Raw genomic sequence first — 24,954 nt, forward strand, 5'->3', positions numbered from 1 at the left:
TTTTTTATGGACTATTGATTTGCAAGTAATGATTTAGCTAGGGTTTAAATACACACTCGAGTGAGTACTTTCTCAAGATGCTCAGAGCTGGTTTGTTGCCTATAAGCGCGGTCTGAAATCGCTTTTAAGCTCTGCTGCACTTCATGACTCAAACGGGTAATTTCCAGCGCTCGACTACTGATACTGTTAGTGGAAGATTGCTGCCCTTGAATGCTGTAGGTCATATTACTGGCAACACTATCAAGTTGCTCAAATGCGCCGCCAATATCAGTAAATGCTTGGGTGACCCGCAGGCATTGTTGCACGCTTTCATTAGTCACTCTTTGACTGTCGCTAATAGCATTAACAGCATTACCCGCTTTGGCTTGCAGCTCTAAAACAATAGTTTGAATTTCTACCGTCGACTCCTGAGTGCGATGAGCTAATGCGCGAACCTCATCAGCCACAACCGCAAAACCGCGGCCTTGCTCACCGGCTCTAGCGGCCTCAATGGCAGCGTTTAGCGCCAATAGGTTGGTTTGCTCGGCAATACTTTTAATCACTTCTAAAACATTACCAATTTTCTGGCTGTCGCTGTTTAATAAATCTAAATCAGATACCAAACTTTCAATGCCATTGGCAAAGGTGGTCATGGCAGTTTGATTACTTAACGCATCATTATTACCGAGCTCAAGTAATTGCTTCACTTCCGTAGAGGTTGATTTAAATTCGTCGGCATTGATTGATAACTCATCTGCCGTTTTCACTATGTCTGCTAATGAGCTTGAAATAAGCTCGGTTTCAGCAGTGCTTTTGGCAACGGATGATTCAGCCGAATTCATTTGCTGCGCCAACTCCTGCGAGCCATGGTGAAAATTATTGGCATCTTGCTTAATGTCATCTAAAACCAATTTCAGTTCTTCAATAAAACCACTAAGGTCGTTGGTAATTTTCGCCAGTAAATCATTACCACTATCGATTAGCGGCTTTTTAGGGGCGGCTTTCGTACTAATAACTAAACTTAGATACTCAGCCAGTTGACTCAAGCGTGTGTGTAAAAACTGCTTAAATAAATACAGACCTACTATCGTTTGCGCCGCACCTAATAGCGCGACAATGAGTAACAGCGTGGTTTTATCAATTTGAGAAGGTAAAAATGCAATGATGACCAATGCCACCAGCACCAACGAGATTAACGGATAAAGCAGTGTTGCCTGTAATTTATTATTATTGTGAGATTGCATATACAGTTCCGAAAGTAGTGATTATATTTTTCTAGCAACTCGTCATGAGCTTTTAGCGCTAGCGGTGCTTAACATTGCTCCCCCCAAAAAGCCATATAGCCTCAAGGGTTACAAATTGTCACAAGCGGTTTTATTACTATCGGAATAAGCTGCAAAAAGTTTAGCGTTAATTGTTAAATATTTATGAACAAGGTTAAGTATAAAAACTGATCTAACCAAGAGAAAGTAAAAGCCCCGCGAATGCGAGGCTGATGAGAATGACAATAACTAATGCGTATTAACCGAAAAATAACCGCCATAACCAGGAAGAGTCGAGATCTTCTTTACAGGTATGATACTGAGCAGCGTAATTTCTGGCGCGAGCATCAACACGATTAGCAACAGGTCCAAGCCATGCTTTAGCTTTATAGCTGCCACGTTTATAGCCGCCCCAACCTTCGTGATAATTCAAATACTGATTTTTCGCATCCCATTTTGACACCCCATTAATGGCATGGGTTTTATAGATAAACCAGCCCATAAAATCCATCGCATCATCAAAATTACTGCGACTTGACCATGAATTACCGGTTTCACGTACATAGTCATCCCATGTCATGGTTTTTGCTTGAGCATAGCCATAGGCATCACTGGCGCGGCCAATAGGAATAAAGCCCCAAAAGTATTCCATTGGTGGCGCGGCATTATGTTTAAACGAGCTTTCTTGGAACATCATAGCTAAAGGCACATGTACTGGTACGCCCCACTTTTCGCGCGTTTTTACCGCCGATTTATACCAAGAGCGATTTTCTTGAAATATTGAGCATAAATTATCAGGCTCTTTAGGTGGCGGAGTTGCACAGCCCGTAAGCTGTAAAAGAAACATTGCGCCCAAAGCACGAAAAAACCACGTCATAAATGCCCTTAAAGTAATCAATATCAGGAGTTAACTAAAGCGATTCGATTTTCACATCAAAATAAACTAGATGCAAACCACGGCGTTAAAAAATAGAACTTAATCTGTCGCTAGAATGCGACCATTGGTATTAGTCAAAAAATACTTGAACTCAAGTCTGACAATAAAGCTGGGCTAGAGGGAGGTTCAGCGGCTAAGGTTTTCTAAAAAGACTATCAAGGTAACATTTAATATCGGAATAAATGAGTAACTAAACCATTAAATTATTGCCTAATTGGGGACACTTATCGCGCCTAAGCGGCACATTAATTATCGGGGTTGGCAAACTCACATTCATGGGGCTCTTGCTGCCATATGACGGGTTGCCAGTAATCGGTATTCTCGCCAGTATAAATTCTATCTTGATTAAATTCAGCCGCTAAATGAAGCTGCAGGTGCGCTTTCACATCAACATCAATATTTTTAGGCTTACGGGCAGCAAGCTTAACTTTTAACTCAGGCGACTCAATGAGCTCTGCCACGGTAAACTCATGTTTTCCAGCGGTTAATTTATAATAAGGCCTTGAGATAACAGGCTTACCATCAAGATGAGTCACCACCACGCGATAAAGACTCTGCGAGGTCGGTGGGGTTATATAACTCGCCACCGAGCCACAGATAGCTTGCTCATCCACTGATGATGCACAGCCTTGTAATAGACCCAGCACCACCACAGATAAAGCTAGCCTTTTCATTAACGACACGCTGCGGCAGGTTTGGATAAGTCAGCAAAATAATCAGCTAAAAACTCATCAAAGCCGACACTCGGTAACGCTTCCGCCATATGCTGTTGAGCAAGTGATAGTGCCGCCTCTTCAACATAGCCAGCTTCCACCTCAGCGGATAATGGGTAGTCAGATAAATATTGCTGATAATCTAGCGCCAGTTTTTTCACCCAACTGCTATGATCTTGACCTTGATTAACCACATCGTCCAGCACGCGACCCGATAGGGTTAAACTTGGATCGTCGATAGCGGCTTGCCATTGCGATAATGCCTGTTGGTATGCATTACCAGAATCACCATCTAACAACTTAGCGAGGCGAGACAGAGGTTCAAATATGTCATTCAGCCATTGAGTGCGGCTAATTGACTGACCATTTTTAATTAGCTCAAGCCCAGGCTTTCGACCTTCAACTACCACAGCTTGCAAGTTAGCGGCGATTTCCTGCTCTGCAGCGCAATCACTTTTTTCTGATGACGACAGCAAGCAGTACAGCAAGAATAAGTCTAAAAATCTTACCTGACTGGCATCAATACCAATTGGGCTATAAGGGTTTACATCTAATGCACGCACTTCAATGTATTCAACTCCAGCGCGAGACAATGCCTCTGAAGGTTTCTCACCTGCTTTGGTGACTCGCTTGGCACGAATTGGCGAGTAAAACTCATTCTCAATTTGCAGCACATTGCTATTGAGCTGACGATATTCACCATCGACTTTAACGCCGATTTTCTCAAAACTGGCAGAAGGCATGCGAATGGCTTCGCCCACCCCTTGTAAATATTCAGGCAGTGAGTTGTAACTGATGTTTAAGCGTTCTTGCTCTTTATTGGTGTAACCTAAATCGCTCATACGAAGTGAAGTCGCATATGGCAGGTATAAGGTGCCCTTACCGGTTTTCTTAAAATCAAATCCGACGTTTTTATCTTTAATGAACGAGCCACACAGCGCAGGAGATGAACCAAAGAAATACGGTAATACCCAAACTAAACGGCGATAATTACGGATCATGCCAAAGTAAGACTCTGAGATGAACTCACAGCGCGACACTGACTTATCAGTGCGTTCATATAAGCTATCCCACAATTGTTCAGAGACTGAAAAATTGAAATGCACCCCTGCAATAATTTGCATGAGTGCGCCGTATCTATGGGTTAAGCCTTTACGGTATAAGGTTTTCATTTGACCGTTATTAGAACTGCCATAACGGGCAATAGGAATATCTTTTTCATCGCCGACATAACACGGCATGCTCACAGGCCATAGCGTCTGGCCATTCATGTTTTTAACACTGTAGGCGTGAGTTTGAGTTAACCCTTCAAGTAAGGTGTCAATATTAGTATTCACCGGGGTAATGAACTCAAGTAAAGACTCACTATAATCAGTGGTAATACGAGAATGCGTTAAGGCTGAGCCGAGCTTTTGCGGATGGCTATCCATCGCGAGGTGGCCAGTGCTTTCGATGCGCAGCGCTTCGCGCTCAATGCCTCGTACCATGCCGAGTAAAGATTCACGCCCTTGGGCATTTGATAGATAATCGACTGTTTCATTGAATGAATTCAATTTGCTGTTCTCTTGTAGTGACTCGCTTATGCGACATTCAAACTGCTAGACCTGATATTTAGCACTAACATTTCTTTAAACCAATTAAAAGCATGTTATTAAACACATATGAGCTCACAGTAAAAAGCATTTTCAGCCATTCTACACTCACTATGTTTTACAAATAAAAAACGGTAACAGTTAACCTGTCACCGTTAATTACTAAATTCTAGCATTTTTAAATGGCTATCAAACCCTATATCTGATCTATATAAGGTTTTTTATCCTAAAAACAACTGCGATGCTTATTTTATTTCAACTATAGGATAGTCCAAAGCTTGCAACTTAGGCAGAATAGCAGCTTTATCGCCCACAATCAGCATCACCATCTGTGATAAGTCTAATTGCGTGGCAGCTAACTCATTTAGCTCAGCACGCGAAACTTGTTGAACAATATTTGCCTGCTGCTCAGTAAAGTTGTCATCAAGTTGGTAACGCTGAATCATCCGCATGAAGCCCGCTTTTTGATAAGGCGTTTCGTAGTCTAATGCTTTACCTTGTGAAATTGAGCTACGTAAAAAAGTTAACTCCTCTTCGCTCATACCTTGCTGCTGATATAGATTAATCTCGTTAATAAACTCAATAAGTGACTCTGCAGTCACATCAGTGCGGACACTGGCTGAAGCCATAAATCGCCCCACTAAGCTATCACCATTAAAACCACTGCGAGCACCATAGGTATAACCTTTGTCTTCCCGCAAATTGAGGTTTATCCGACTGTTAAATGCGCCACCTAATGGGTAATTCATTAAGTAAGACTTAAAGTAGTCGCCTGTTGCATCATAGGTTAACGCCCGCTTACCAATATTAATAACCGACTGCGCCGCATCTGGTTTATCAATAATGTAAATGGTGCCACCAGCAAGCTCTGGTAATTGCGGTAATACAAATGGCGAGCTGGCACTGCCTTGCCAAGCTGCAAACGGGCTTAATAACGGCAGCACTTGTTGCTTGCTTAAATCAGATACCAGCACCATTTTGGCATTACCCGCTCGATACTGCTGCTGATAAAACTGTTTAACATCCTCAAGGGTTAATCCGGCAACACTTTCTAAGGTGCCAGAAGCATTGACGCTTAACGGGCTGTTTTCACCATAAAGTAACGATGAAAAGCCTTGGCGCGCTAAAAAGTTAGGATCTGACTCTTGATGCTGTAAACCTTGTAATTGCTGCTGTTTAAGGCGCTGAAAGTCAGCCTCAACAAAACCTGGGGTAAATAGCTTCTCTTGTAATATCGCTAAAGTCGGCGCGAGATTTTCAGTCAAACTTGAAAGCTGAATATAGCTTTGTGAGCCCGATGCACCAAAGGACACACTACTGCCAAGCATTTCTAATGCGCCAGCTAGTTCTTCAGTTGAACGTTTAGCGCTTGATTCATTGAGCATAGATGCCGTTAATGACGCCACGCCCGCTTTACCTTGGGGCGCAACGCGGTGGCCGCCTTCAAGATAAATCAGTAATTCAACGGTTGGAGTTTCATGGCTCTCAGTACCCATGACTTCAATACCATTGGTCAGTGAAGCATTCCATAACTCAGGCACTTTTAGTACTGGCGCATCACCCACCTTTGGCATAATAGTACGATCAAAGTTTGAGGTAATTTGTCTGACGTTATCGACGCCGCTCACGGCTTCTGGCGCTACCGGCATCATGGTTGGGGTAAAGTTATCTTCAGCGGCAATTAATTGTTTTGCCCCTTCAGGTACAACGCTCATGACCACCATAGGTTTGTCTTTGATATACGTATTAAACACCCGCATTACATCATCTTTGGTGACACTGGCATAACGGGCCAAGTCACTGGCTACCATGTCAGGGTTGTCAAAAAAGGTTTGATTGTAGGCCAGAGTTGATACCTTACCTTTTACACTTTGCATGCCAAAAATAGTATCGGCTTCAAACTGTACTTTAACCTTTTGTAAGTCATCATCTGTCACGCCACGCTGCTCAAACTCCTTAATAGAGTCATTAATTTTCTGCTCAAGCGTCGCAAGCGTTGCCCCCGAAGCGGGATTAGCCAGTGCATACAAGGTTAAGCTACAAGCTAACTCTTGGCATGGATGACCTACCGAGGCTTGTACTGCATAACCATCTTTGACTAAGTTTTTGTATAGCAGTGAGGTTTTACCGCCACCGAGAATATTGGCTAATAAATCCAGCGCGGCCTCATCTTTATGTCGAGCGTATACTGTGGGGAAACCCATATAAATCAGCGGCAAATGAACTTTATCTTCCATTGAAATATAACGGGTTTTATCTAAGACTACTGGGGTTTTAGGATCTGCTGACACCTCTGGACCACGTTTTAGCTCACCAAAATACTTATTCACCATGGCTAGTGTTTGCATTTCATCGAAATCACCACCAATGGTTAAGGTAGCGTTATTAGGGCCATACCAGCGCTTAAAGAAATTACGCACATCATCAACACTGGCACGTTCTAAATCTTCTGGCCAACCTATCACTGGCCACGAATACGGATGCCCAGCAGGATACATTGCTTGGTTAAAGCGCTCATTCAAACGGCCATAAGGTTGATTATCAATTCGCTGAGCGCGTTCATTTTTAACTGTCTCACGCTGGACTTCAAATTTTTCACTGGTCAATGCTGGCAATAAAAAGCCCATACGATCAGATTCAAGCCAGAGCATTTTTTCCAGCTGGTTGCTGGGTACAGTCTCAAAATAATTGGTTCTATCGGTATTGGTGGTGCCATTTAAGGTGCCACCAGCCTCAGTAACGACTTTGAAATGCTGCTCATCGCCGACATTTTGCGAGCCCTGAAACATCATGTGCTCAAATAAATGGGCAAAGCCACTGCGCCCCGCCACTTCACGAGCTGAGCCCACATGATAAGTGACGTCAACATGAACGAGAGGGTCTGAGGTATCTTGATGTAAAATCACCGTAAGACCATTTTCTAGCTGATATTTCTTATAAGGAATACCCACAGAGTCACTTTGAGCGACGGTTTCAACTAATGTGACCCCTTGAGGTAACGCAGGGGAAATTGTTGCTTCATGTGCGCAGCCACTAATGGCGATAGAGATCGCTGCTGCCAAGATCCATTTCTTCACTTATATACTCCTTGAAATCTAGCCAATGAAATCAGTCAATGTGATGCTATGAGTCGTTTTATACCTTGTTGGTTCAATCGCATATAAAAATATCCTCTCCAATCAGATAGCTAACAACAGTGATCACGATAGGGTTTTATAAAAAAAACCAATAACAGTTGTTTTACCATGCCAACATAAAGGCAGCCACTATTAATGAGTAACGAATCGTTTTACCGATTAACATCATGACAGTAGACGGGATAATAGGTAGCTTTAACCAGCCAGCGAGTAAACATAGAATATCGCCAATTAATGGCAACCAAGAAAGCAGCAACGCCCAATAGCCATATTTTTCAATTAATTTTAATCCATGTTGGTATTTCTTACTCGCTAGATCCTCTGGCGTCTTAGCAAAGCGACCTAAATAGCCTAAATAGTAACTGCTTATTGCTCCTAAGGTGTTACCAACACTGGCAGCCACCAGCAGCGCAAGCCAGGTTTCTGGTTGATCCGTAAGTAAGGCTACAAGTAAAACTTCTGAACCTCCTGGTAACAAAGTTGCCGCTAAAAAAGCCCCGCTGAACATTAACCACAATGCAGTCATTTACTTTACCTAATGATATCTATAGTGTTTTAGCAGTTAAACTCGTAATATAAAAACGAGTTAACAAGCTGTTGAATTTCAATATGTAATTAACAAATTGAAAAAATGATATAAGTTATATTAAAAACGGTTTGTCCCGACGATATTCGCTGAATACAATTCGAAAAATATTACCTAAAAGACTCTAATTAGGCTGGCTTAAAATAGCCTGAAGTCAATGGCTAAACTCAGTTTATACCGCTAACGTAATACATAGCTACAATGACTATTCAATGGCCTTTTGTGTGATTGTATAAGGTTATTGAAATAATAATCCTCTTGCTGGTAACGACTGGCAAGCATAATAAATAGTTGGAACCTTGATGATTTTTCAAACCTTGAAACGCATTCCTTTTTGGCAAAAAGTACTCGCAGGCTTTGCCTTAGGTATCCTTGCAGGTGTAGCTTTAGGCGAAAGTGCAGTAATACTAAAACCTTTAGGTGATTTATTTATTAGCGCCATCAAAATGTTGGTTGCACCTTTAGTTTTTTGCGCCATCGTTGTCAGTATTACCTCATTAGGCTCACAAGCTAATTTAAAGCGCTTAAGCTTTAAAACCTTAGGCATGTTCATGTTTACTGGCACCATGGCATCGTTTATTGGTTTAGCCATTGGTAGCTCATTTGATATGGGCGGCAGTTTAGAACTAGCGACCTCAGAAGTGCGCGACCGTGATATCCCAGGGTTTGCCCAAGTGTTACTTAATATGATCCCAGTAAACCCTTTTGCATCATTAGCTGAAGGTAAAGTCCTGCAAATTATTGTGTTTGCAGCGCTCGTTGGTATTGCAATTAACGCCGTTGGTGAAAAGGCAGAGCCACTTAAGCGCACCATTGAAGCAGGTTCAGAAGTAATGTTTGAACTAACCCGTATGGTATTAAAGCTTACCCCTATCGGCGTGTTCGGCTTGATGGCATGGGTTGTTGGTGAATACGGCCTGTCAACTTTACTGCCATTAGGTAAGTTTATTGTGGCTATTTATGTGGCTGCATTAATTCATATTATTTTTGTTTATGGTGGTTTAGTGAAGTTTGCTGCCGGCCTAAGCCCTGTACAATTTTTCCGTAAAGCAATGCCTGCTCAACTAGTGGCATTTAGCACCGCATCAAGTTTTGGCACCTTACCAGCAAGTAGTAAATGTACTGAGTCTATGGGTGTATCAAAGCGCTATAGCGCCTTTGTATTGCCGTTAGGCGCTACCATGAACATGGATGGCTGTGGCGGTATTTACCCTGCTATTGCGGCGATATTTATTGCGCAAATTTACGGTATTCCACTGGATATGACCGACTACATGCTCATTGCGGTAACGGCAACTGTGGCGTCAGTAGGTACAGCAGGTGTTCCAGGTAGTGCGATGGTGATGCTAACAGTGACCTTGGGCGTGGTTGGTTTACCCCTTGAAGGCATTGCCTTTATCGCCGCCATTGACCGCGTTATTGATATGATCCGCACCGCAACCAATGTCACTGGTGACATGATGACAGCTGTGGTTGTTGGCAAAAGCGAAGGCCAATTCGATGAGCAACAGTTTTATTCAGATGAAAAAGCGCTAAATCAAGCGGCTTAAATCGAGTCGCTCAGCAGCGAAAATTTATTAAAAAACGGCTAACTCAAACTGAGTTAGCCGTTTTTATTTAAGCGTTAACTGTTCAGACCAACTGCTTAAAAGCTACGGCTAGAACTTAGCATTAGCCCATAACCACAGTTTATCAGTATCGACTTTACCTGCAGCAGTATCGCCTTTTGAATACGCGGCGTATTTAACCCCTAAGGTATAATTTTTTGTCACCGGCACGCTGAAGACTGCATTAATTTCAGACCCTAAATCATCCACTAAAGCCGATGATTCATCAGCCTCAAAATCGTGATATACCAGCGCCCATTTACCGCCAATCACCTTACCGCCAATTGAGGCGTAAAGATCGGCTAAGCCTTGTTTAGGGGTTGATAAAAACTGATCTGACCAACCATTAAAGCCATGCAAGGTCGCTAAAGGTGTTTGGAAACCATAGTCGCCGCCGTCTGATCCCAATACTTCATAACCCACTTTAATAGTAATCGCCGAAAAACCGACTCCAGCCTCAACGCTCATATAATCAGCTGAATAGGACAAGTCTGCGTTATCAGAATCCTGGGTGGCATACTCTGCTGAATACAATACTTTGATATCACCCACATCGGTATTACCAGCAAAGCGTAAACCATAGGTATCAAGGCCGTTATCAATGGCGCTATCTTCTTCTAGTAAATACCCATAACCACTTAAGGTACCAAAATCGGTTTTTAGTGAAGCATTTATCAGGTTATCTTTTGAATCGATATCTTTTTCCTGTGCAAAGATACGATTACGCTGGCTGATATAGCCGTAGTCAATTTTAAATACATCGTTAAATTTGTACTCTAACATCACCCCATCGAAGGTCTGTCTATCTTGACGCCAGCCCACATGACCCACAAAGCGTTGGTTATCAAAGGTAATGACTTGGCGACCACCTTTAACGGTAAAGCCTTCATAGTTATATTTTAAAAAGAATTGATCAAACTCGGTGGTTTCTGGATCGGCAATCACTGAATATTGCGGATTTTTACCTAAGGTATTGTTGTAATCATCAACGCCGGCAACCACACGTGAATCTTCAAACTCAAGGGTGGACGAAAAACCATAGTAATCAGCTGTGGCATAAGTCAGACGAGTGCGAAGGGTTAAACCATCAGCATCTTTTAAGGCATTATCTTGATCAACCATTTCATAACGCAAATTCAAGTCGACCTTAACGCTGCCTTGGGTGACCGCATCAGCAACGGACTGGGTCGTTTCAGCATGAGCCGAGCCCATGGCCAACAAGGTTAATGATAGCGGCGCCGCAAGGCTTACTATCGATTTGGTTAATTTGCTATTAATCAGTGCAGCGAGTTGCTTCTGTTTCATCATCTTTCCTTTTATATTTATAACTAAACTGTTCCATGCATCAGTGTTAAACCGCTTCAGCCTGTTCATCTGATGTAGTTAATGACTTACTAATATTAATAGGCTCAACTTTGCGCTGTTTCTCATAAAGAAACTTCAGTACTTCGGCCCGCAAACGGTTGTATTCAGGATCTTCTGCTAGCGCCAGACGATCTCTTGGGCGGGGTAAATCAACTGCAAGAATTTCACCCACGGTTGCTTCTGGGCCATTGGTCATCATCACAATGTTGTCTGACAGCAATACCGCTTCATCCACGTCATGGGTGATCATGATGACGGTATTATTAAGCTCCAGTTGAATTTCCATCAGCGAGTCTTGCATATGGGCTCGGGTCAAAGCATCGAGCGCCCCAAAAGGCTCATCCATCAATAGCACTTCAGGTTCCATTGCCAAGGCTCTGGCGATGCCCACTCGTTGTTTCATGCCGCCTGATATTTCACTGGGCAGTTTGTGCATCGCATGATCCATATGCACTAGGCTCAGGTTGTATTCAATCCATTGCTTCATTTCAGCTTTTGACTTAGTGCCTTTAAACACCTGCTTTACTGCTAATTCCACATTTTGATATGAGGTTAACCAAGGCAATAAAGAGTGGTTTTGAAACACCACAGCTCGCTCAGGGCCGGGCTCTGAGACTTCAGTACTATTTAAAATCACCCCACCTTTAGTGGCTTGATATAGCCCCGCCACAATATTGAGTACGGTTGATTTACCACACCCCGAGTGACCAATAAGCGAGACAAACTCGCCTTTATTAATTTTTAAATTGACTTCCTTTAGCGCCTTAAACGGCCCATTTGGGGTTGGGAAGTCCATGTCGATATTACTAATATCTAAAAATACACTCATAAGATTTATCCTTATTCCTCAACGAACTCTTCAACCAGTTAGTGACTTTTATCCCAAGAGAACCAACGCTGTAGTGCCAGTACGCCACGGTCTAACAAAAAGCCAATAAAGCCAATCACAATCACTGCCGCCATTATTCGTGACAGAGATTCTGAACTGCCGTTTTGGAACTCATCCCAAACAAACTTTCCAAGCCCAGGGTTTTGCGCCAACATTTCTGCGGCAATTAACACCATCCATGCCACTCCTAGGGATAAACGCATGCCAGTAAAAATCAGTGGTATTGATGCTGGTAGCACGATTTTTTGTACGTGGGTTAACGGTGATAAGCGCAGCACCCGGCTGACATTGAGTAAGTCAGAATCAATGGATGCCACCCCTATTGAGGTATTGATGACCATCGGCCACAGACTACAGAGGGTGACGGTTAACATGGAGTTGATAAATGATTTAGAGAACATAGGATCTGGTGACACATATAACGCGCTCACCACCATGGTCACCAACGGCAACCATGCCAGTGGTGACACAGGTTTGAATATTTGCACTATCGGATTAACCGCTGCATTAACGGTTTTACTTAACCCCATCCAGATCCCCATGGGGATAGCAATAATGGCGGCTAGTATAAACCCAGACATAACCGTGATAAGTGAGGTCACTATCTGATCGAAGAAGGTTTCCTTACCGGTATACGTTCTGGTTTTCGCTTGATAACTGGGATCGGCAGCCAGCCTTGCATTATTGCGAACTTGTTGGCGCTCATAAAAAGCCACCGCCTTTTCTCGCTCGGCATTATGCTCTTGGTAAAGCCCATCGAACTGACCTATAACAGCCACAGGACCAGGAAACTTACCTAGGGATGTATTAATATTATTGGCTGTAATTGACCAAATAACCAAAAACACGGTAATACCGATGAGCGGTAATAATAATGCTTTGCTCATTGCCGCTGATTTGGCTAACAACGAAGTTACAGCCGACTTATCCATAGGGAGTCTCTGCGCTAATCTTGCAATGGTTGTCATAGGTCTATCCTCACTTCGATAGCTCTTACTTGCATAAAATCTGAATCAAACTCGACATAAAACTCGAGATAAAGTACTTAAGCTCAGGCTTACAGTTTGTCGCCTTGTTTTAATCCGATACTGAACTTGTTGATATAGGCATTCGGTGCACTACCGTCATACACAATGTCATCAATAAAATGTTGCTGCGGCTTTTTAAAGCCCGTTTCAGTAGCAAAGTCAGGGAAGTGTTTGGCATCAATACTTTTATCATCAATTAACGATTGCGCCGCTTTGGCATAGATATCTGGACGGTAAACCTTGGCAGCTATCTCTTTGTACCAAGTATCAGGCTTATCATCTGAAATCTGTCCCCAACGACGCATTTGGGTTAAGTACCAAATCGCATCTGAGTAATATGGGTAGGTTGCGTTATAACGAAAGAACACGTTGAAATCAGGCACCGCGCGCTTATCACCTTTCTCATATTCAAAGGTGCCCGTCATGCTATTGGCAATCACATCGTAATCAGCGCCAACATAGTTAGATTGAGATAAGATTTTCACAGCTGCTGGGCGGTTAGCATTGTTGTTTTCGTCTAACCATTTAGCCGCTTTAATTAATGCTCTAGTTAAGCGAATAGTGGTGTTTGGATACTTTTCAGCAAATTCTGCAGTAATACCAAATACTTTTTCAGGGTTATCTTTCCAAATTTCATAATCGGTAACCACTGGCACCCCGATGCCTTTAAATACCGCTTGTTGGTTCCAAGGCTCACCAACGCAGTAGCCATAGATAGTGCCAGCTTCAAGGGTTGATGGCATTTGTGGTGGCGGCGTAACAGATAAGTAAGCTTCAGCGTCAAGTTGCCCTGAAGTATCACCTTTGTGAGGCGCATAAAAACCGGGGTGAATACCACCAGCGGCTAACCAATAACGTAGTTCATAGTTGTGGGTAGAGACTGGAAATACCATGCCCATTTTAAAGGGCTTACCTTGCTCGTTATATTTATCTACCACAGGTTTGAGCGAGTCTGCTTTAATGGGATGAACCGGTTTACCATCAGCATTTTTAGCGATGTTAGGCTTCATTTGCGCCCAAATATCATTGGATACAGTAATAGCATTACCATTTAAATCCATTGAAAAAGGCGTAATGATATGGGCTTTGGTACCATAACCAATCGTGGCTGCAATAGGCTGACCTGCTAGCATATGCGCCCCATCTAAGCGGCCATCAATCACGCCGTCCAGTAACACTTTCCAGTTAGCTTGAGCTTCGATGGTGACGTATAAGCCTTCTTCTTCGAAATAACCATTTTCATAAGCGATAGCGATAGGCGCCATATCGGTCAGTTTAATAAAACCAAATGTCAGCTCTTCTTTTTCAGGAAAGCCTACTTCTGCAGTGGCAACATTAACTTGCATCGCTGCACCAATACTTAGCGCGACCGCAAGCTGTTTAAAAGACGTTTTCCAGTTCATCGTTTATCCCTTTTAAGTTTAAAATGACTTAAAACAAAAAAGGCGCTTTAATTATCCCTAAGGAATAATTAAAGCGCCTTTGCTTTATCGTTAATGTGTTCCATCTTGTCGCTCTGCATAAATATTCAACAAACTGCAGATTAAACCAATAAATAGTCTCAATGACGAGTATTGTTGTCATAGTCCATTCAGTAACCATGCCATAAATGTAAACCTCTGTTATAAATGATTAAATGTGTTTGCAACTGAAAAACCTATTGCCCCTAAGCGTCCATAACGGTGCAAGATAAAATACTGTTGCACTTTTTTGGGCAGCATTTAACTTTAGACTAGCACCGGAACTTGGGGTTTAGTTGCTGACTGTGTAGGTGATTGCGTATGTGATTGTGATTGTGATTGTGATTGTGATTGTGTTAGTCGCAGAGTAAATGATTAAGTCATGGCTGTGTCGATAACTAAACCGATAGATAAGCAAATGAAATTGAGCTACCGATATAAAAAAGCCACTTAATCTGGTGATTAAGTGGCTTTTATTTAGCAACTAATGCGAGTAACTAATCTGAATCACTAACTTAAGCTAATTGAGACGCATTAGCTGATGGTTACTCTTGTTGAAACAACTCTGGTTAGCCTAATACCGCAAGTAGTACACCTGCAGCAACAGCACTACCTAATACACCAGCCACGTTTGGCCCCATAGCATGCATCAGCAAGAAGTTTTGGTTATTAGCTTCAAGACCTACCTTGTTAACAACGCGCGCCGCCATCGGCACTGCAGAAACTCCTGCTGCGCCAATCAATGGGTTAACTTTGCCACCAGATAGCTTAGACATGAACTTCGCCATTAATACCCCTGAAGCAGTACCAATACTAAATGCCACGGCACCTAAAATAAGAATACCCAAGGTTTCAATGCGTAAGAACTGTTCTGCCTGTAATTTAGAGCCTACAGCTAAACCTAAAAAGATAGTCACAATATTGATAAGCTCGTTTTGCGCGGTAGAAGATAGTCTATCAACCACGCCAGACTCACGCATTAAGTTACCTAAACAGAACATGCCCACTAAAGGCGACGCCGCTGGTAGGAACAAAATCGTTAGACCGACAACCATCAAGGGAAAGATAATTTTCTCTTTCTTACTGACTTCACGTAGCTGCTCCATTTTGATGCTACGCTCTGACTCATTGGTTAATAGACGCATAATTGGCGGCTGAATTAACGGCACTAATGCCATGTATGAATAAGCTGCAACAGCAATCGCACCTAATAAATCAGGGGCTAGTTTTGAGGCTAAGAAAATCGCAGTTGGACCATCTGCACCACCAATAATCGCAATGGCTGCGGCGTCAGTCATGCTGAACTCAAAACCCGGCACCACATTAAGAGCAATTGCACCTAATAAAGTCGCAAATATCCCGAATTGGGCTGCAGCGCCCAACAATAAGGTTTTTGGGTTAGCGATTAATGCACCAAAATCGGTTAATGCCCCCACGCCCATGAAAATCAGTAATGGAAATATGCCGGTCTCAATGCCCACATGGTAGGCGTACCAAAGTAAGCCGCCTTCTTCAGTGAAACCCGCATTTGGAATATTCGCCAGTATGGCACCAAACCCAATAGGCAATAATAGTAATGGCTCGAAGCCTTTTGCTATTGCGAGATACAGTAATAAACCGCCTATTGCCATCATAAATAATTGATCAAGAGCGAAGTTAGCAATGCCTGTCTCAGACCAAAAGGCCAGTAATCCTTCCATGCTATCTCCTACGCTAATGCTAACAATGGTGAACCAACCGAAACGGCATCACCTTGCTTAACTGAAATATTTTTGATGAAACCTGTTATTGCTGCGCGCACTTCAGTTTCCATTTTCATTGCTTCAAGGATTAACACCACATCACCTTCATTGACGTGATCGCCATCGTTTACCAATACTTTAAAAATATTACCCGACAGCGGTGCATTCATGGTGGCTTTCACTTCATCGCTCACAGGTGCAGCAGCAACAGTTGGAGCAACGGCAGCAGGTGCTGCTGATGTCGGCACGATCTGGCTGATATCGCCTCCTTCGCTTACCTCAACCACAAAGCTTTGTCCTTGCACATTAACAGTGTAGGTTTCAGCGCCTTTTTCAGCTTTAGCCGCAGGCACGGCCATATCATCAGCACTTGGCACTGGCTCAAAGGCATCTGGGTTACCGCGATTAGTCAGGAACTTAAGACCAATTTGATTAAATAGGGCATAGGTCATTACATCATCATCAGTTTCTGCGGCTAATGTAATACCGTCTTTCTTAGCGATGTCAGCAAGCTCGCTGCGAAGCTTATCTAATTCAGGTTCAATTAAATCTGCAGGGCGACAAGTAATAGCCTCTGCGCCATTTAATACCCGTGCTTGCAGCTCGGCATTAACCGGAGCCGGCGTTGCACCGTATTCGCCTTTCAGTACACCTTCGGTTTCTTTAGCTAAGGTTTTATAACGCTCGCCCATTAAGACATTAATCACTGACTGGGTGCCGACAATTTGCGAGGTTGGTGTAACCAATGGCAAAAAGCCAAGATCTTCACGCACACGAGGGATCTCTTCTAACACCTCATCCATTTTATCTGCAGCGCCCTGCTCTTTGAGCTGGTTTTCCATGTTAGTTAACATGCCACCTGGCACTTGTGCACGAAGAATACGTGAATCAATGCCTTTAAGCGCCCCTTCAAAACGGGCATATTTCTTACGTACTTCTCTAAAGTAAGCGGCAATTTCTTCTAATGCTGCCATGTCGTAACCCGTGGCGCGGCCCGAGTCTTCTGCCATAGCAACTAATGTTTCAGTAGCTGAATGGCCATAGGTTTGGCTCATGGTTGAAATCGCGGTATCAAGAATATCAACACCAGCCTCAATGGCTTTTTGATAGGTTGCAGTACTTAAACCCGTTGTAGCATGACAATGCATAGAAACGGTTAAGTCAGTTTGAGATTTTAAACGGCTGATAAGGTCATAAGCTTGCATTGGCTTAAGTAAGCCTGCCATATCCTTGATGCACAGTGAGTCACAGCCCATGTCTTCTAGGTTTTTAGCCATATCAACCCAAGTATCCACGTTATGAACTGGGCTACTAGTAAATGAAATCGTACCTTGTGCATGACCGCCGACTTGCTTAACTGCTTTAACCGCAGTTTCTAAGTTACGCACATCATTCATGGCATCGAAAATTCTGAAAACATCAACACCATTGGTATGGGCACGCTCAACAAAGCGGGTCACCACATCATCGGCGTAATGACGATAGCCTAATAAATTCTGACCACGCAATAGCATTTGCTGTGGTGTATTTGGCATCGCCTTTTTCAGCTCTCTGATACGATCCCAAGGGTCTTCGCCTAAATAACGAATACAAGAATCAAACGTAGCACCGCCCCAAGACTCTAAAGACCAAAAACCAATTTTATCCAGTAAAGGTGCAATAGGTAACATATCGTCTAAACGTAACCGCGTGGCTAAAATAGATTGATGGGCGTCTCGTAATACTACATCTGTTAACGCTAAAGGCTTGCTCATGATAACTCCTAAACGATTTAATCTTTGGCACGATACTGGTGAATAGCAGAAGTGATAGCTGCTATTAACTTAGGATCAATTGATGTCGCAGCTGCGGGTACAGGTGTAGGCGCATTAGCAACAACAGGCTGAATGTCTGACTGACATAATCTAGCTACAAGATTAATGCCGATAATTAATATGCTTAAAAATATAAAAACTAAGCTCATCCCCATTATCATCATGCCCAAGGCATCCAATAATTGCTCGGATATTGATGATGTCATAAACCCTCTCTTGTCATTATGTGCAATTAAAAATTGCCCACAGGATCAGTTCCAATGTTTACACGTCAATAACGTCTGCTGAATAAATTGCACCAAAACGATGCGGCATCAACAAAAGGAATAATTATTCATTCAGCATAAGCTGTTTTTATTCCATTAAAATCCACCAGTTCAGCGATTAAACTACCCTGTGATTTTTTACCGACGAAAAATATAACCAATCTATAACAATTAATCCAACACCTTGTAAATTGGTCAGACCAAAATTAATAAGATTAAGCCCACCTTGGTGATAATTCGATAAAAATAGTTCACATATAATGAAGAATCTTCATTTTTGATTACTTTATCAGGAAAATGATAAGGTCATGACAAGATCTATATAAAAAGAGATATCAGAAATAAGAACAGCTATATTCACCAAAATTGTGCAGATGCTCTATTTAGCATAAATATGTAGTGGTTTTTGTAATTTATGGCTCATCATCAAGTTGTAGTTAAAATAAAAGCATACAAAACTAATTAACCAAGCTAAGTACAATTAATCAACTAGAGTGAACGTACTAACCAGCATGACTGAAGGATTTATCCAAATTTTGATGTGGTTCATTTTGACTTAAGATCTAAAGCAGGTTAGCGACATTTGAGTGAGTGTGAAGTAGGTATATTGGCAGGAAAACTTAAAGTCACTTTATATGACTGACTGGATTTTAGGCATAAAAAAAGCCCTGTAGATAACTACAGGGCTTTTTCTAATACTGGTGCGGATGGGAGGATTCGAACCTCCGACCGCCTGGTTCGTAGCCAGGTACTCTATCCAGCTGAGCTACATCCGCAAAATTTTTACTGCCAATCTTTACTCAGTGCTAATTGAGCTTAGTTGCATATTTAAAATATGCAAATAATGGCGGAGAGGGAGGGATTCGAACCCTCGATGGGAGTTAAAGCCCATACTCCCTTAGCAGGGGAGCGCCTTCGGCCACTCGGCCACCTCTCCGAATTATGGTGCGGATGGGAGGATTCGAACCTCCGACCGCCTGGTTCGTAGCCAGGTACTCTATCCAGCTGAGCTACATCCGCATAATTAGGTACTATTTTATATGGTGCGGATGGGAGGATTCGAACCTCCGACCGCCTGGTTCGTAGCCAGGTACTCTATCCAGCTGAGCTACATCCGCATATATAAAATTTACAGCTTTTAAATTATTTAATGGTGCGGATGGGAGGATTCGAACCTCCGACCGCCTGGTTCGTAGCCAGGTACTCTATCCAGCTGAGCTACATCCGCTCATTAAAAAATTTAAACACAACAATAGAAAATGGTGCGGATGGGAGGATTCGAACCTCCGACCGCCTGGTTCGTAGCCAGGTACTCTATCCAGCTGAGCTACATCCGCATCGTTTACTATTTTAAGAAATGGCGGAGAGGGAGGGATTCGAACCCTCGATGGGAGTTAAAGCCCATACTCCCTTAGCAGGGGAGCGCCTTCGGCCACTCGGCCACCTCTCCGTTTCTTGGCGCACATATTACTGTTTGCCGAAAATAAGTCAAACCTTTTTCAGCATCTTATATTCATTTGAACTGTTTTTGAGCACATTGATGAGTTAAGCCACAATTATCATCAATTCATTTAAAAAAATTTGTATTTTTTTTAGCAAACAATCTTAAATAGTCTAAAAACAATAAAGCCAGCTTTCGCTGGCTTTATTGGTAAATCGCAAACAATGTCTGATATATCAGAAATTGCCACCATCTTCAGGTGTAACGTTGCCAGATTTTTCAGACTGGATACGTTGATAAATTTCTTCGCGATGAACTGATACTTCTTTAGGTGCATTCACACCGATACGTACTTGGTTACCTTTTACACCTAGTACAGTAACAGTCACTTCATCACCTATCATTAATGTTTCGCCAACACGGCGAGTCAAAATCAGCATTCGATTGCTCCTTTAGTCCAATCAGCATACACCAGCTTCTATCCGTAATATGCGCGTTTAATAATGTTAGCTTAATACAAATCATTAGTGACGACACTAAATCAATAAAACTTTTAAGCTTTTTACCCCAAAAAAAAGAAAAAACGTATTCCTGCGGCCTGATTATTTCAAGTTGATAACATTTAAAGGCTATTCTTTAAACAAAAGCAAAACAGGTAATTTAATAAATTGCTGCTTATGCGTACAAAAAAAGCATAAAAGTTGCTTCAATTTAGAATTATAGTAGCTTGAGTCAAAAAAGCGTAAAAAATGATACCTAAGAATGCTTTATAAGCTTGCCGAACCACTATCTCAAAGCTCAACCTAATACTCAAGCCATAAAATGCCGTAAACACCTTATGGCTTAAGTTGTCAGTTAGCCTAAACGTTCGCTGAGCCATGGTTGAACTAAGGCTAATGCTGCATCTAAGTTCTCTGGTTGTGTTCCGCCAGCTTGGGCCATATCAGGGCGCCCACCACCTTTACCGCCAACCTGCTGTGCTACCATAGCCACAAGTTCACCAGCTTTAACCTTACCGACAAGATCTTTGCTCACACCAGCAATCAAGTTAACCTTTGCATCGCCAGCAATACCGAGCACGATAATTGATGACGGTAACTTTTGCTTCAGCTCATCTTGCAAGCCTCGTAAAGATTTAGGGTCCACACCTTCAAGCTTTTTAACTAATACCTTGATGCCGTTCATCTCAACAGCTTCACCAGCAATATCGGCACTGGCTGCTGCAGCTAACTTATCTTTTAGCTGCGACATTTCTTTCTCAAGGGATTTTACTTTATCAAGCTGTGCTTTTAATTTCGCTACAACAGAGGCTGAATCTGACTTAAGCAAACTTGCCGCTTGTTCAAGTTGAGATTGCTGCTCAGCAACATAAGCCATTGCTGCGGCACCCGTTACCGCTTCAATACGGCGAATACCTGCTGCAATACCACCTTCTGAAGTGATTTTGAATAAACCAATATCACCAGTACGGCCAACATGAGTACCACCACAAAGCTCGATAGAGAAGTCACCCATGGTAACCACACGCACTTCGCTGTCATACTTTTCGCCAAACAACGCCATTGCGCCCTGCTCTTTGGCTTCATCAATCCCCATAACCGCAGTTTTTAATTCATGGTTACGACGAATTTGAGTATTAACCATGTCTTCAACTTGCTTAAGTTCTGCTGCGGTGACCGCTTCAAAGTGAGCAAAGTCAAAACGTAAACGCTCAGGGTTAACTAATGACCCTTTTTGATTTACATGGCTACCCAGTACATTACGTAGTGCTGCATGTAATAAATGGGTCACTGAATGGTTAAGCTGAGTACGATGACGAAGTTTTTTATCGACTTCAGCGCTAACGCTATCACCAACATTTAAAACACCAGCAACTAACTTGCCTTGATGACCGAAAGCTTGACCAAAAATTTGAGTATCGGTCACAGCAAAATTAGCATCATTAACTGTTAAATGGCCTTTGTCGCCAACTTGACCGCCAGACTCAGCGTAAAACGGCGTATTATCTAATACAATGACCGCTTCTTGATCTGCCGTTAATGAATCAACTGCATTACCTTCTACATATATAGCTGTAATTTTACCTTGACCATTTAGCTCGCTATAACCGCAAAACTCGGTTTCACCTTCAATTTTAAGGCCTGCATTGTAATCAGTGCCAAAATTGCCAGCCGCTTGTGCTCGGCTGCGCTGCTCAGCCATTGCCGCTTCAAATCCTGCTTCATCAACGGTGATATCACGCTCACGACATACATCCGCGGTTAAGTCGACAGGGAAGCCATAGGTGTCATAAAGTTTAAATGCTGTTTCACCATCTAAAATATTAGCTTCAAGTGCATTAAGGGCTGCATCTAAAATACCTAGGCCACGCTCTAGCGTTCTAGCAAACTGCTCTTCTTCGGCTTTTAAAGACTTTTCAACAATTGCTTTAGCATCAACAAGGCCTTTAGCTGCATCGCCCATCACTTCAATTAATGTTGGCACTAATTTGTAGAAGAAGGTATCTGTCGCGCCAAGCTTGTTACCATGACGCACTGCGCGGCGAATAATACGGCGTAGTACATAGCCGCGGCCTTCATTTGACGGCATTACACCGTCAGCAATTAAAAATGCACAAGAGCGAATATGATCGGCAATAACCCGTAAAGATTTATTTTCTAAATCTTGGACACCAATGATTTCAGCCGTTTTAGCAATAAGCTGTTTGAAAATATCGATTTCATAGTTTGAATGTACGCCTTGCATAATCGCAGCAATACGCTCAATACCCATACCAGTATCAACAGAAGGTTTTGGTAATGGCTTCATTTCGCCGTCAGCTTGACGGTTGTATTGCATGAATACGATATTCCAGATTTCAATGAAACGATCGCCATCTTCTTCTGGAGTACCAGGGCGACCGCCCCAGATATGCTCGCCATGATCATAAAATATTTCAGAACATGGGCCACAAGGACCTGTGTCACCCATTTGCCAGAAGTTATCAGACGCATAAGGTGCACCTTTATTATCACCAATGCGGATAATATTTTCAGGGGCGACACCAATTTTGTTAGTCCAGATATCAAACGCTTCATCATCAGTTTCATAGATGGTGACGCATAAACGCTCGGTTGGAAGCTTTAATGTTTCAGTTAAAAAGCGCCATGCATAGCTAATGGCTTCTTCTTTGAAGTAATCACCAAAACTGAAGTTACCTAACATTTCAAAGAAGGTATGGTGACGAGCGGTGTAACCTACATTATCAAGGTCGTTATGTTTACCACCAGCACGTACACAGCGTTGCGATGTTGTCGCTCGGGTATAGCTACGCTTTTCTTGACCTAAAAAACAGTCTTTAAACTGATTCATACCGGCATTGGTGAATAGTAAAGTTGGGTCATTGTGAGGTACTAAAGAGCTACTATCGACAACTTGATGTTCGTTGTGACGAAAAAACTCTAGGAAAGCACTTCTTAGTTCTGCGGTAGTTTGAAACATGAAATCGCCCTAAAATGGATAAATCGTATTTATCAGGAAGCTGTTAGTCAGCGCTAAATTGCCAACATTATATACTTAAACAAACTATAGGTGCGACATTCTAGGGCAATAGATTGGCTATTTTAGGCTGGAATTTAACGATTTTGATCATCGAATATTTGATTGATTGTGCAATATAGCCATATTTATGGGTAATCAAAAAATTACCGCAACTAAAACAGCTAACAAAACGGCTAACAAGAGTGGCTATAAAGCTAATTGATAGGCGCTGTTAAGCTTCATTAGCGTAACAGCAAAATATAGCCTCTGACAGATATGAGTTACATACTGAGCAAAATTGGATAAAAAAAAGCGGCGAGCATATAGCTCACCGCGATTTAATAATTCTAACTACTAATACCTAGCAAAGGCTTAAAACACTTCACCGGTTTCTAAATCGATGTTTTCATCGGGTTTAGCAGGGGCGGCATCTTTTTCTTTATCTTTACTAAGCAATAATTCACGTAATGCAGTTTCGATCTCTTCAGCCGCAGCAGGGTTTTCAATTAGGTACTTACCGGCATTTGCACGGCCTTGACCAATCTTGCCGCCTTTGTAGCTATACCAAGCACCAGCTTTTTCAACAAGCTTATGCGTCACACCTAAATCAACTAGCTCACCAGTACGGTTAATACCCTTACCGTACAAGATTTGGAATTCAGCTTGCCTAAATGGCGCTGCAATTTTGTTTTTAACCACTTTAACTCGGGTTTCGTTACCAACCACCTGATCGCCATCTTTGATTGCACCTGTACGGCGAATATCCAAACGCACTGAGGCGTAAAACTTAAGTGCATTACCACCTGTTGTAGTTTCTGGGTTACCGAACATCACACCAATTTTCATACGAATTTGGTTAATGAAAATCAATAGCGTGTTTGATTGCTTAAGGTTACCAGCAAGTTTACGCATTGCTTGGCTCATCATACGAGCAGCAAGGCCCATGTGTGAGTCACCAATTTCACCTTCAATTTCAGCTTTTGGTGTTAATGCCGCCACTGAATCGACAATGATCACATCAACGGCGCCAGAGCGAGTTAAGGCATCACAAATCTCTAGTGCTTGTTCACCCGTATCTGGTTGCGAACAAAGTAGGTTATCAATATCAACACCAAGGTTTTTAGCATAGATAGGATCAAGAGCATGCTCAGCATCGATAAACGCACAGGTTTTACCTTGACGCTGTGCTGCTGCAATCACTTCTAAGGTTAAGGTTGTTTTACCTGATGACTCAGGACCGTAGATTTCTACGATTCGCCCCATAGGTAAACCACCAGCACCCAAGGCAACATCCAATGAAAGTGAGCCAGTAGAAATGGTTTCAACATCCATTGTGCGGTCTGCGCCCAACTTCATGATTGAACCTTTACCAAATTGCTTCTCAATTTGACCTAACACGGCATTCAGTGCTTTCTCTTTATTTGGATCTGCTTTCATTGTGATTATCCCTCTAAGCGAACTCATCTCATTGGCGAGATTGATAACGAATAAATTTGTCTGTTTCTTAATATGAGCTCAGTATACTGTATAATCATACAGTATCAATAGTTACTCAAAAAAAAATTGCAAAACCACTAATAAACAAGGTTTTTCAATATAAATATCAATACCTTATAA

General features: G+C 42.4%; 17 protein-coding genes and 7 tRNA genes. 1 reads left to right on the forward strand and 23 read right to left on the reverse strand.

Going from position 1 to position 24,954, the window contains the following annotated elements; genetic code table 11:
- Positions 1-44: 44 nt before the first annotated feature.
- The 6 genes from BCU91_RS08015 to BCU91_RS08040 all read right to left on the reverse strand — a co-directional run bounded on the left by BCU91_RS08015 (position 45) and on the right by BCU91_RS08040 (position 8,146).
- Positions 45-1,223: a methyl-accepting chemotaxis protein gene (locus BCU91_RS08015; protein WP_102477195.1), complete on the reverse strand. Its 1,179-nt coding sequence runs from the start codon at positions 1,221-1,223 to the stop codon at positions 45-47.
- A gap of 277 nt (positions 1,224-1,500) precedes the next feature.
- On the reverse strand, positions 1,501-2,118 hold the full coding sequence (locus tag BCU91_RS08020; protein ID WP_102438112.1) for a hypothetical protein: 618 nt from the start codon (positions 2,116-2,118) through the stop codon (positions 1,501-1,503).
- Between the two features lie 305 nt (positions 2,119-2,423).
- Complete coding sequence (locus BCU91_RS08025) at positions 2,424-2,852, reverse strand: hypothetical protein (protein WP_102438110.1); 429 nt, start codon at positions 2,850-2,852, stop codon at positions 2,424-2,426.
- Positions 2,852-4,474, reverse strand: coding sequence for a glutamate--cysteine ligase (gshA, locus tag BCU91_RS08030; RefSeq protein ID WP_277869089.1), 1,623 nt, complete (start codon positions 4,472-4,474; stop codon positions 2,852-2,854). The genes BCU91_RS08025 and gshA overlap by 1 nt, the downstream gene beginning before the upstream one ends.
- Positions 4,475-4,728: 254 nt before the next feature.
- Positions 4,729-7,560: a pitrilysin family protein gene (locus tag BCU91_RS08035; RefSeq protein ID WP_102438107.1), complete on the reverse strand. Its 2,832-nt coding sequence runs from the start codon at positions 7,558-7,560 to the stop codon at positions 4,729-4,731.
- A 163-nt stretch (positions 7,561-7,723) separates the two neighbouring features.
- Positions 7,724-8,146 (reverse strand): YqaA family protein, encoded by a 423-nt coding sequence (locus tag BCU91_RS08040; protein WP_102438105.1) that lies wholly within the window; start codon positions 8,144-8,146, stop codon positions 7,724-7,726.
- Positions 8,147-8,508: 362 nt separating this feature from the next.
- Here BCU91_RS08040 and BCU91_RS08045 point away from each other — a divergent pair, with 362 nt between their 5' ends.
- Entirely contained in the window at positions 8,509-9,756 is a 1,248-nt protein-coding gene (locus BCU91_RS08045; protein WP_102438103.1) for a dicarboxylate/amino acid:cation symporter, read from the forward strand.
- 108 nt (positions 9,757-9,864) lie between these two features.
- On the opposite strand, the gene BCU91_RS08050 is transcribed toward BCU91_RS08045, so the two are convergent.
- The 17 genes from BCU91_RS08050 to recA form a co-directional block, all read right to left on the reverse strand.
- On the reverse strand, positions 9,865-11,025 hold the full coding sequence (locus BCU91_RS08050) for an alginate export family protein (protein ID WP_198590450.1): 1,161 nt from the start codon (positions 11,023-11,025) through the stop codon (positions 9,865-9,867).
- 139 nt (positions 11,026-11,164) lie between these two features.
- Positions 11,165-12,007 (reverse strand): ABC transporter ATP-binding protein, encoded by an 843-nt coding sequence (locus tag BCU91_RS08055; RefSeq protein WP_102438100.1) that lies wholly within the window; start codon positions 12,005-12,007, stop codon positions 11,165-11,167.
- Between the two features lie 38 nt (positions 12,008-12,045).
- Positions 12,046-12,954: an ABC transporter permease gene (locus tag BCU91_RS08060; RefSeq protein ID WP_241904053.1), complete on the reverse strand. Its 909-nt coding sequence runs from the start codon at positions 12,952-12,954 to the stop codon at positions 12,046-12,048.
- 170 nt (positions 12,955-13,124) lie between these two features.
- Positions 13,125-14,441 (reverse strand): CmpA/NrtA family ABC transporter substrate-binding protein, encoded by a 1,317-nt coding sequence (locus BCU91_RS08065; protein ID WP_227006757.1) that lies wholly within the window; start codon positions 14,439-14,441, stop codon positions 13,125-13,127.
- Positions 14,442-15,124: 683 nt separating this feature from the next.
- On the reverse strand, positions 15,125-16,255 hold the full coding sequence (locus BCU91_RS08070) for a sodium ion-translocating decarboxylase subunit beta (RefSeq protein WP_102438094.1): 1,131 nt from the start codon (positions 16,253-16,255) through the stop codon (positions 15,125-15,127).
- Positions 16,256-16,263: 8 nt separating this feature from the next.
- Positions 16,264-18,051 carry a sodium-extruding oxaloacetate decarboxylase subunit alpha gene (gene oadA / locus BCU91_RS08075; protein ID WP_102438092.1) on the reverse strand — a complete coding sequence of 596 codons (1,788 nt, stop codon included), beginning with the start codon at positions 18,049-18,051 and terminating at the stop codon, positions 16,264-16,266.
- 17 nt (positions 18,052-18,068) lie between these two features.
- Entirely contained in the window at positions 18,069-18,317 is a 249-nt protein-coding gene (locus tag BCU91_RS08080; protein ID WP_076542995.1) for an OadG family transporter subunit, read from the reverse strand.
- Between the two features lie 759 nt (positions 18,318-19,076).
- A tRNA-Arg gene (locus BCU91_RS08085) sits at positions 19,077-19,153 on the reverse strand.
- Positions 19,154-19,222: 69 nt separating this feature from the next.
- Positions 19,223-19,314: transfer RNA gene (locus BCU91_RS08090), tRNA-Ser, on the reverse strand.
- 6 nt (positions 19,315-19,320) lie between these two features.
- A tRNA-Arg gene (locus tag BCU91_RS08095) sits at positions 19,321-19,397 on the reverse strand.
- Between the two features lie 21 nt (positions 19,398-19,418).
- Positions 19,419-19,495: transfer RNA gene (locus tag BCU91_RS08100), tRNA-Arg, on the reverse strand.
- Between the two features lie 33 nt (positions 19,496-19,528).
- A tRNA-Arg gene (locus BCU91_RS08105) sits at positions 19,529-19,605 on the reverse strand.
- A 32-nt stretch (positions 19,606-19,637) separates the two neighbouring features.
- Positions 19,638-19,714, reverse strand: a tRNA-Arg gene (locus BCU91_RS08110).
- 21 nt (positions 19,715-19,735) lie between these two features.
- Positions 19,736-19,827: transfer RNA gene (locus tag BCU91_RS08115), tRNA-Ser, on the reverse strand.
- A 227-nt stretch (positions 19,828-20,054) separates the two neighbouring features.
- Positions 20,055-20,258 (reverse strand): carbon storage regulator CsrA, encoded by a 204-nt coding sequence (csrA, locus tag BCU91_RS08120; RefSeq protein ID WP_076542996.1) that lies wholly within the window; start codon positions 20,256-20,258, stop codon positions 20,055-20,057.
- Between the two features lie 415 nt (positions 20,259-20,673).
- Complete coding sequence (gene alaS / locus BCU91_RS08125; RefSeq protein WP_102438090.1) at positions 20,674-23,298, reverse strand: alanine--tRNA ligase; 2,625 nt, start codon at positions 23,296-23,298, stop codon at positions 20,674-20,676.
- Positions 23,299-23,709: 411 nt separating this feature from the next.
- Positions 23,710-24,774, reverse strand: coding sequence for a recombinase RecA (gene recA / locus BCU91_RS08130; RefSeq protein WP_102531252.1), 1,065 nt, complete (start codon positions 24,772-24,774; stop codon positions 23,710-23,712).
- Between the last annotated feature and the right edge of the window lie 180 nt (positions 24,775-24,954).

The organism is Shewanella sp. 10N.286.52.B9 (assembly GCF_002873635.1).
GTDB lineage: Bacteria > Pseudomonadota > Gammaproteobacteria > Enterobacterales > Shewanellaceae > Shewanella.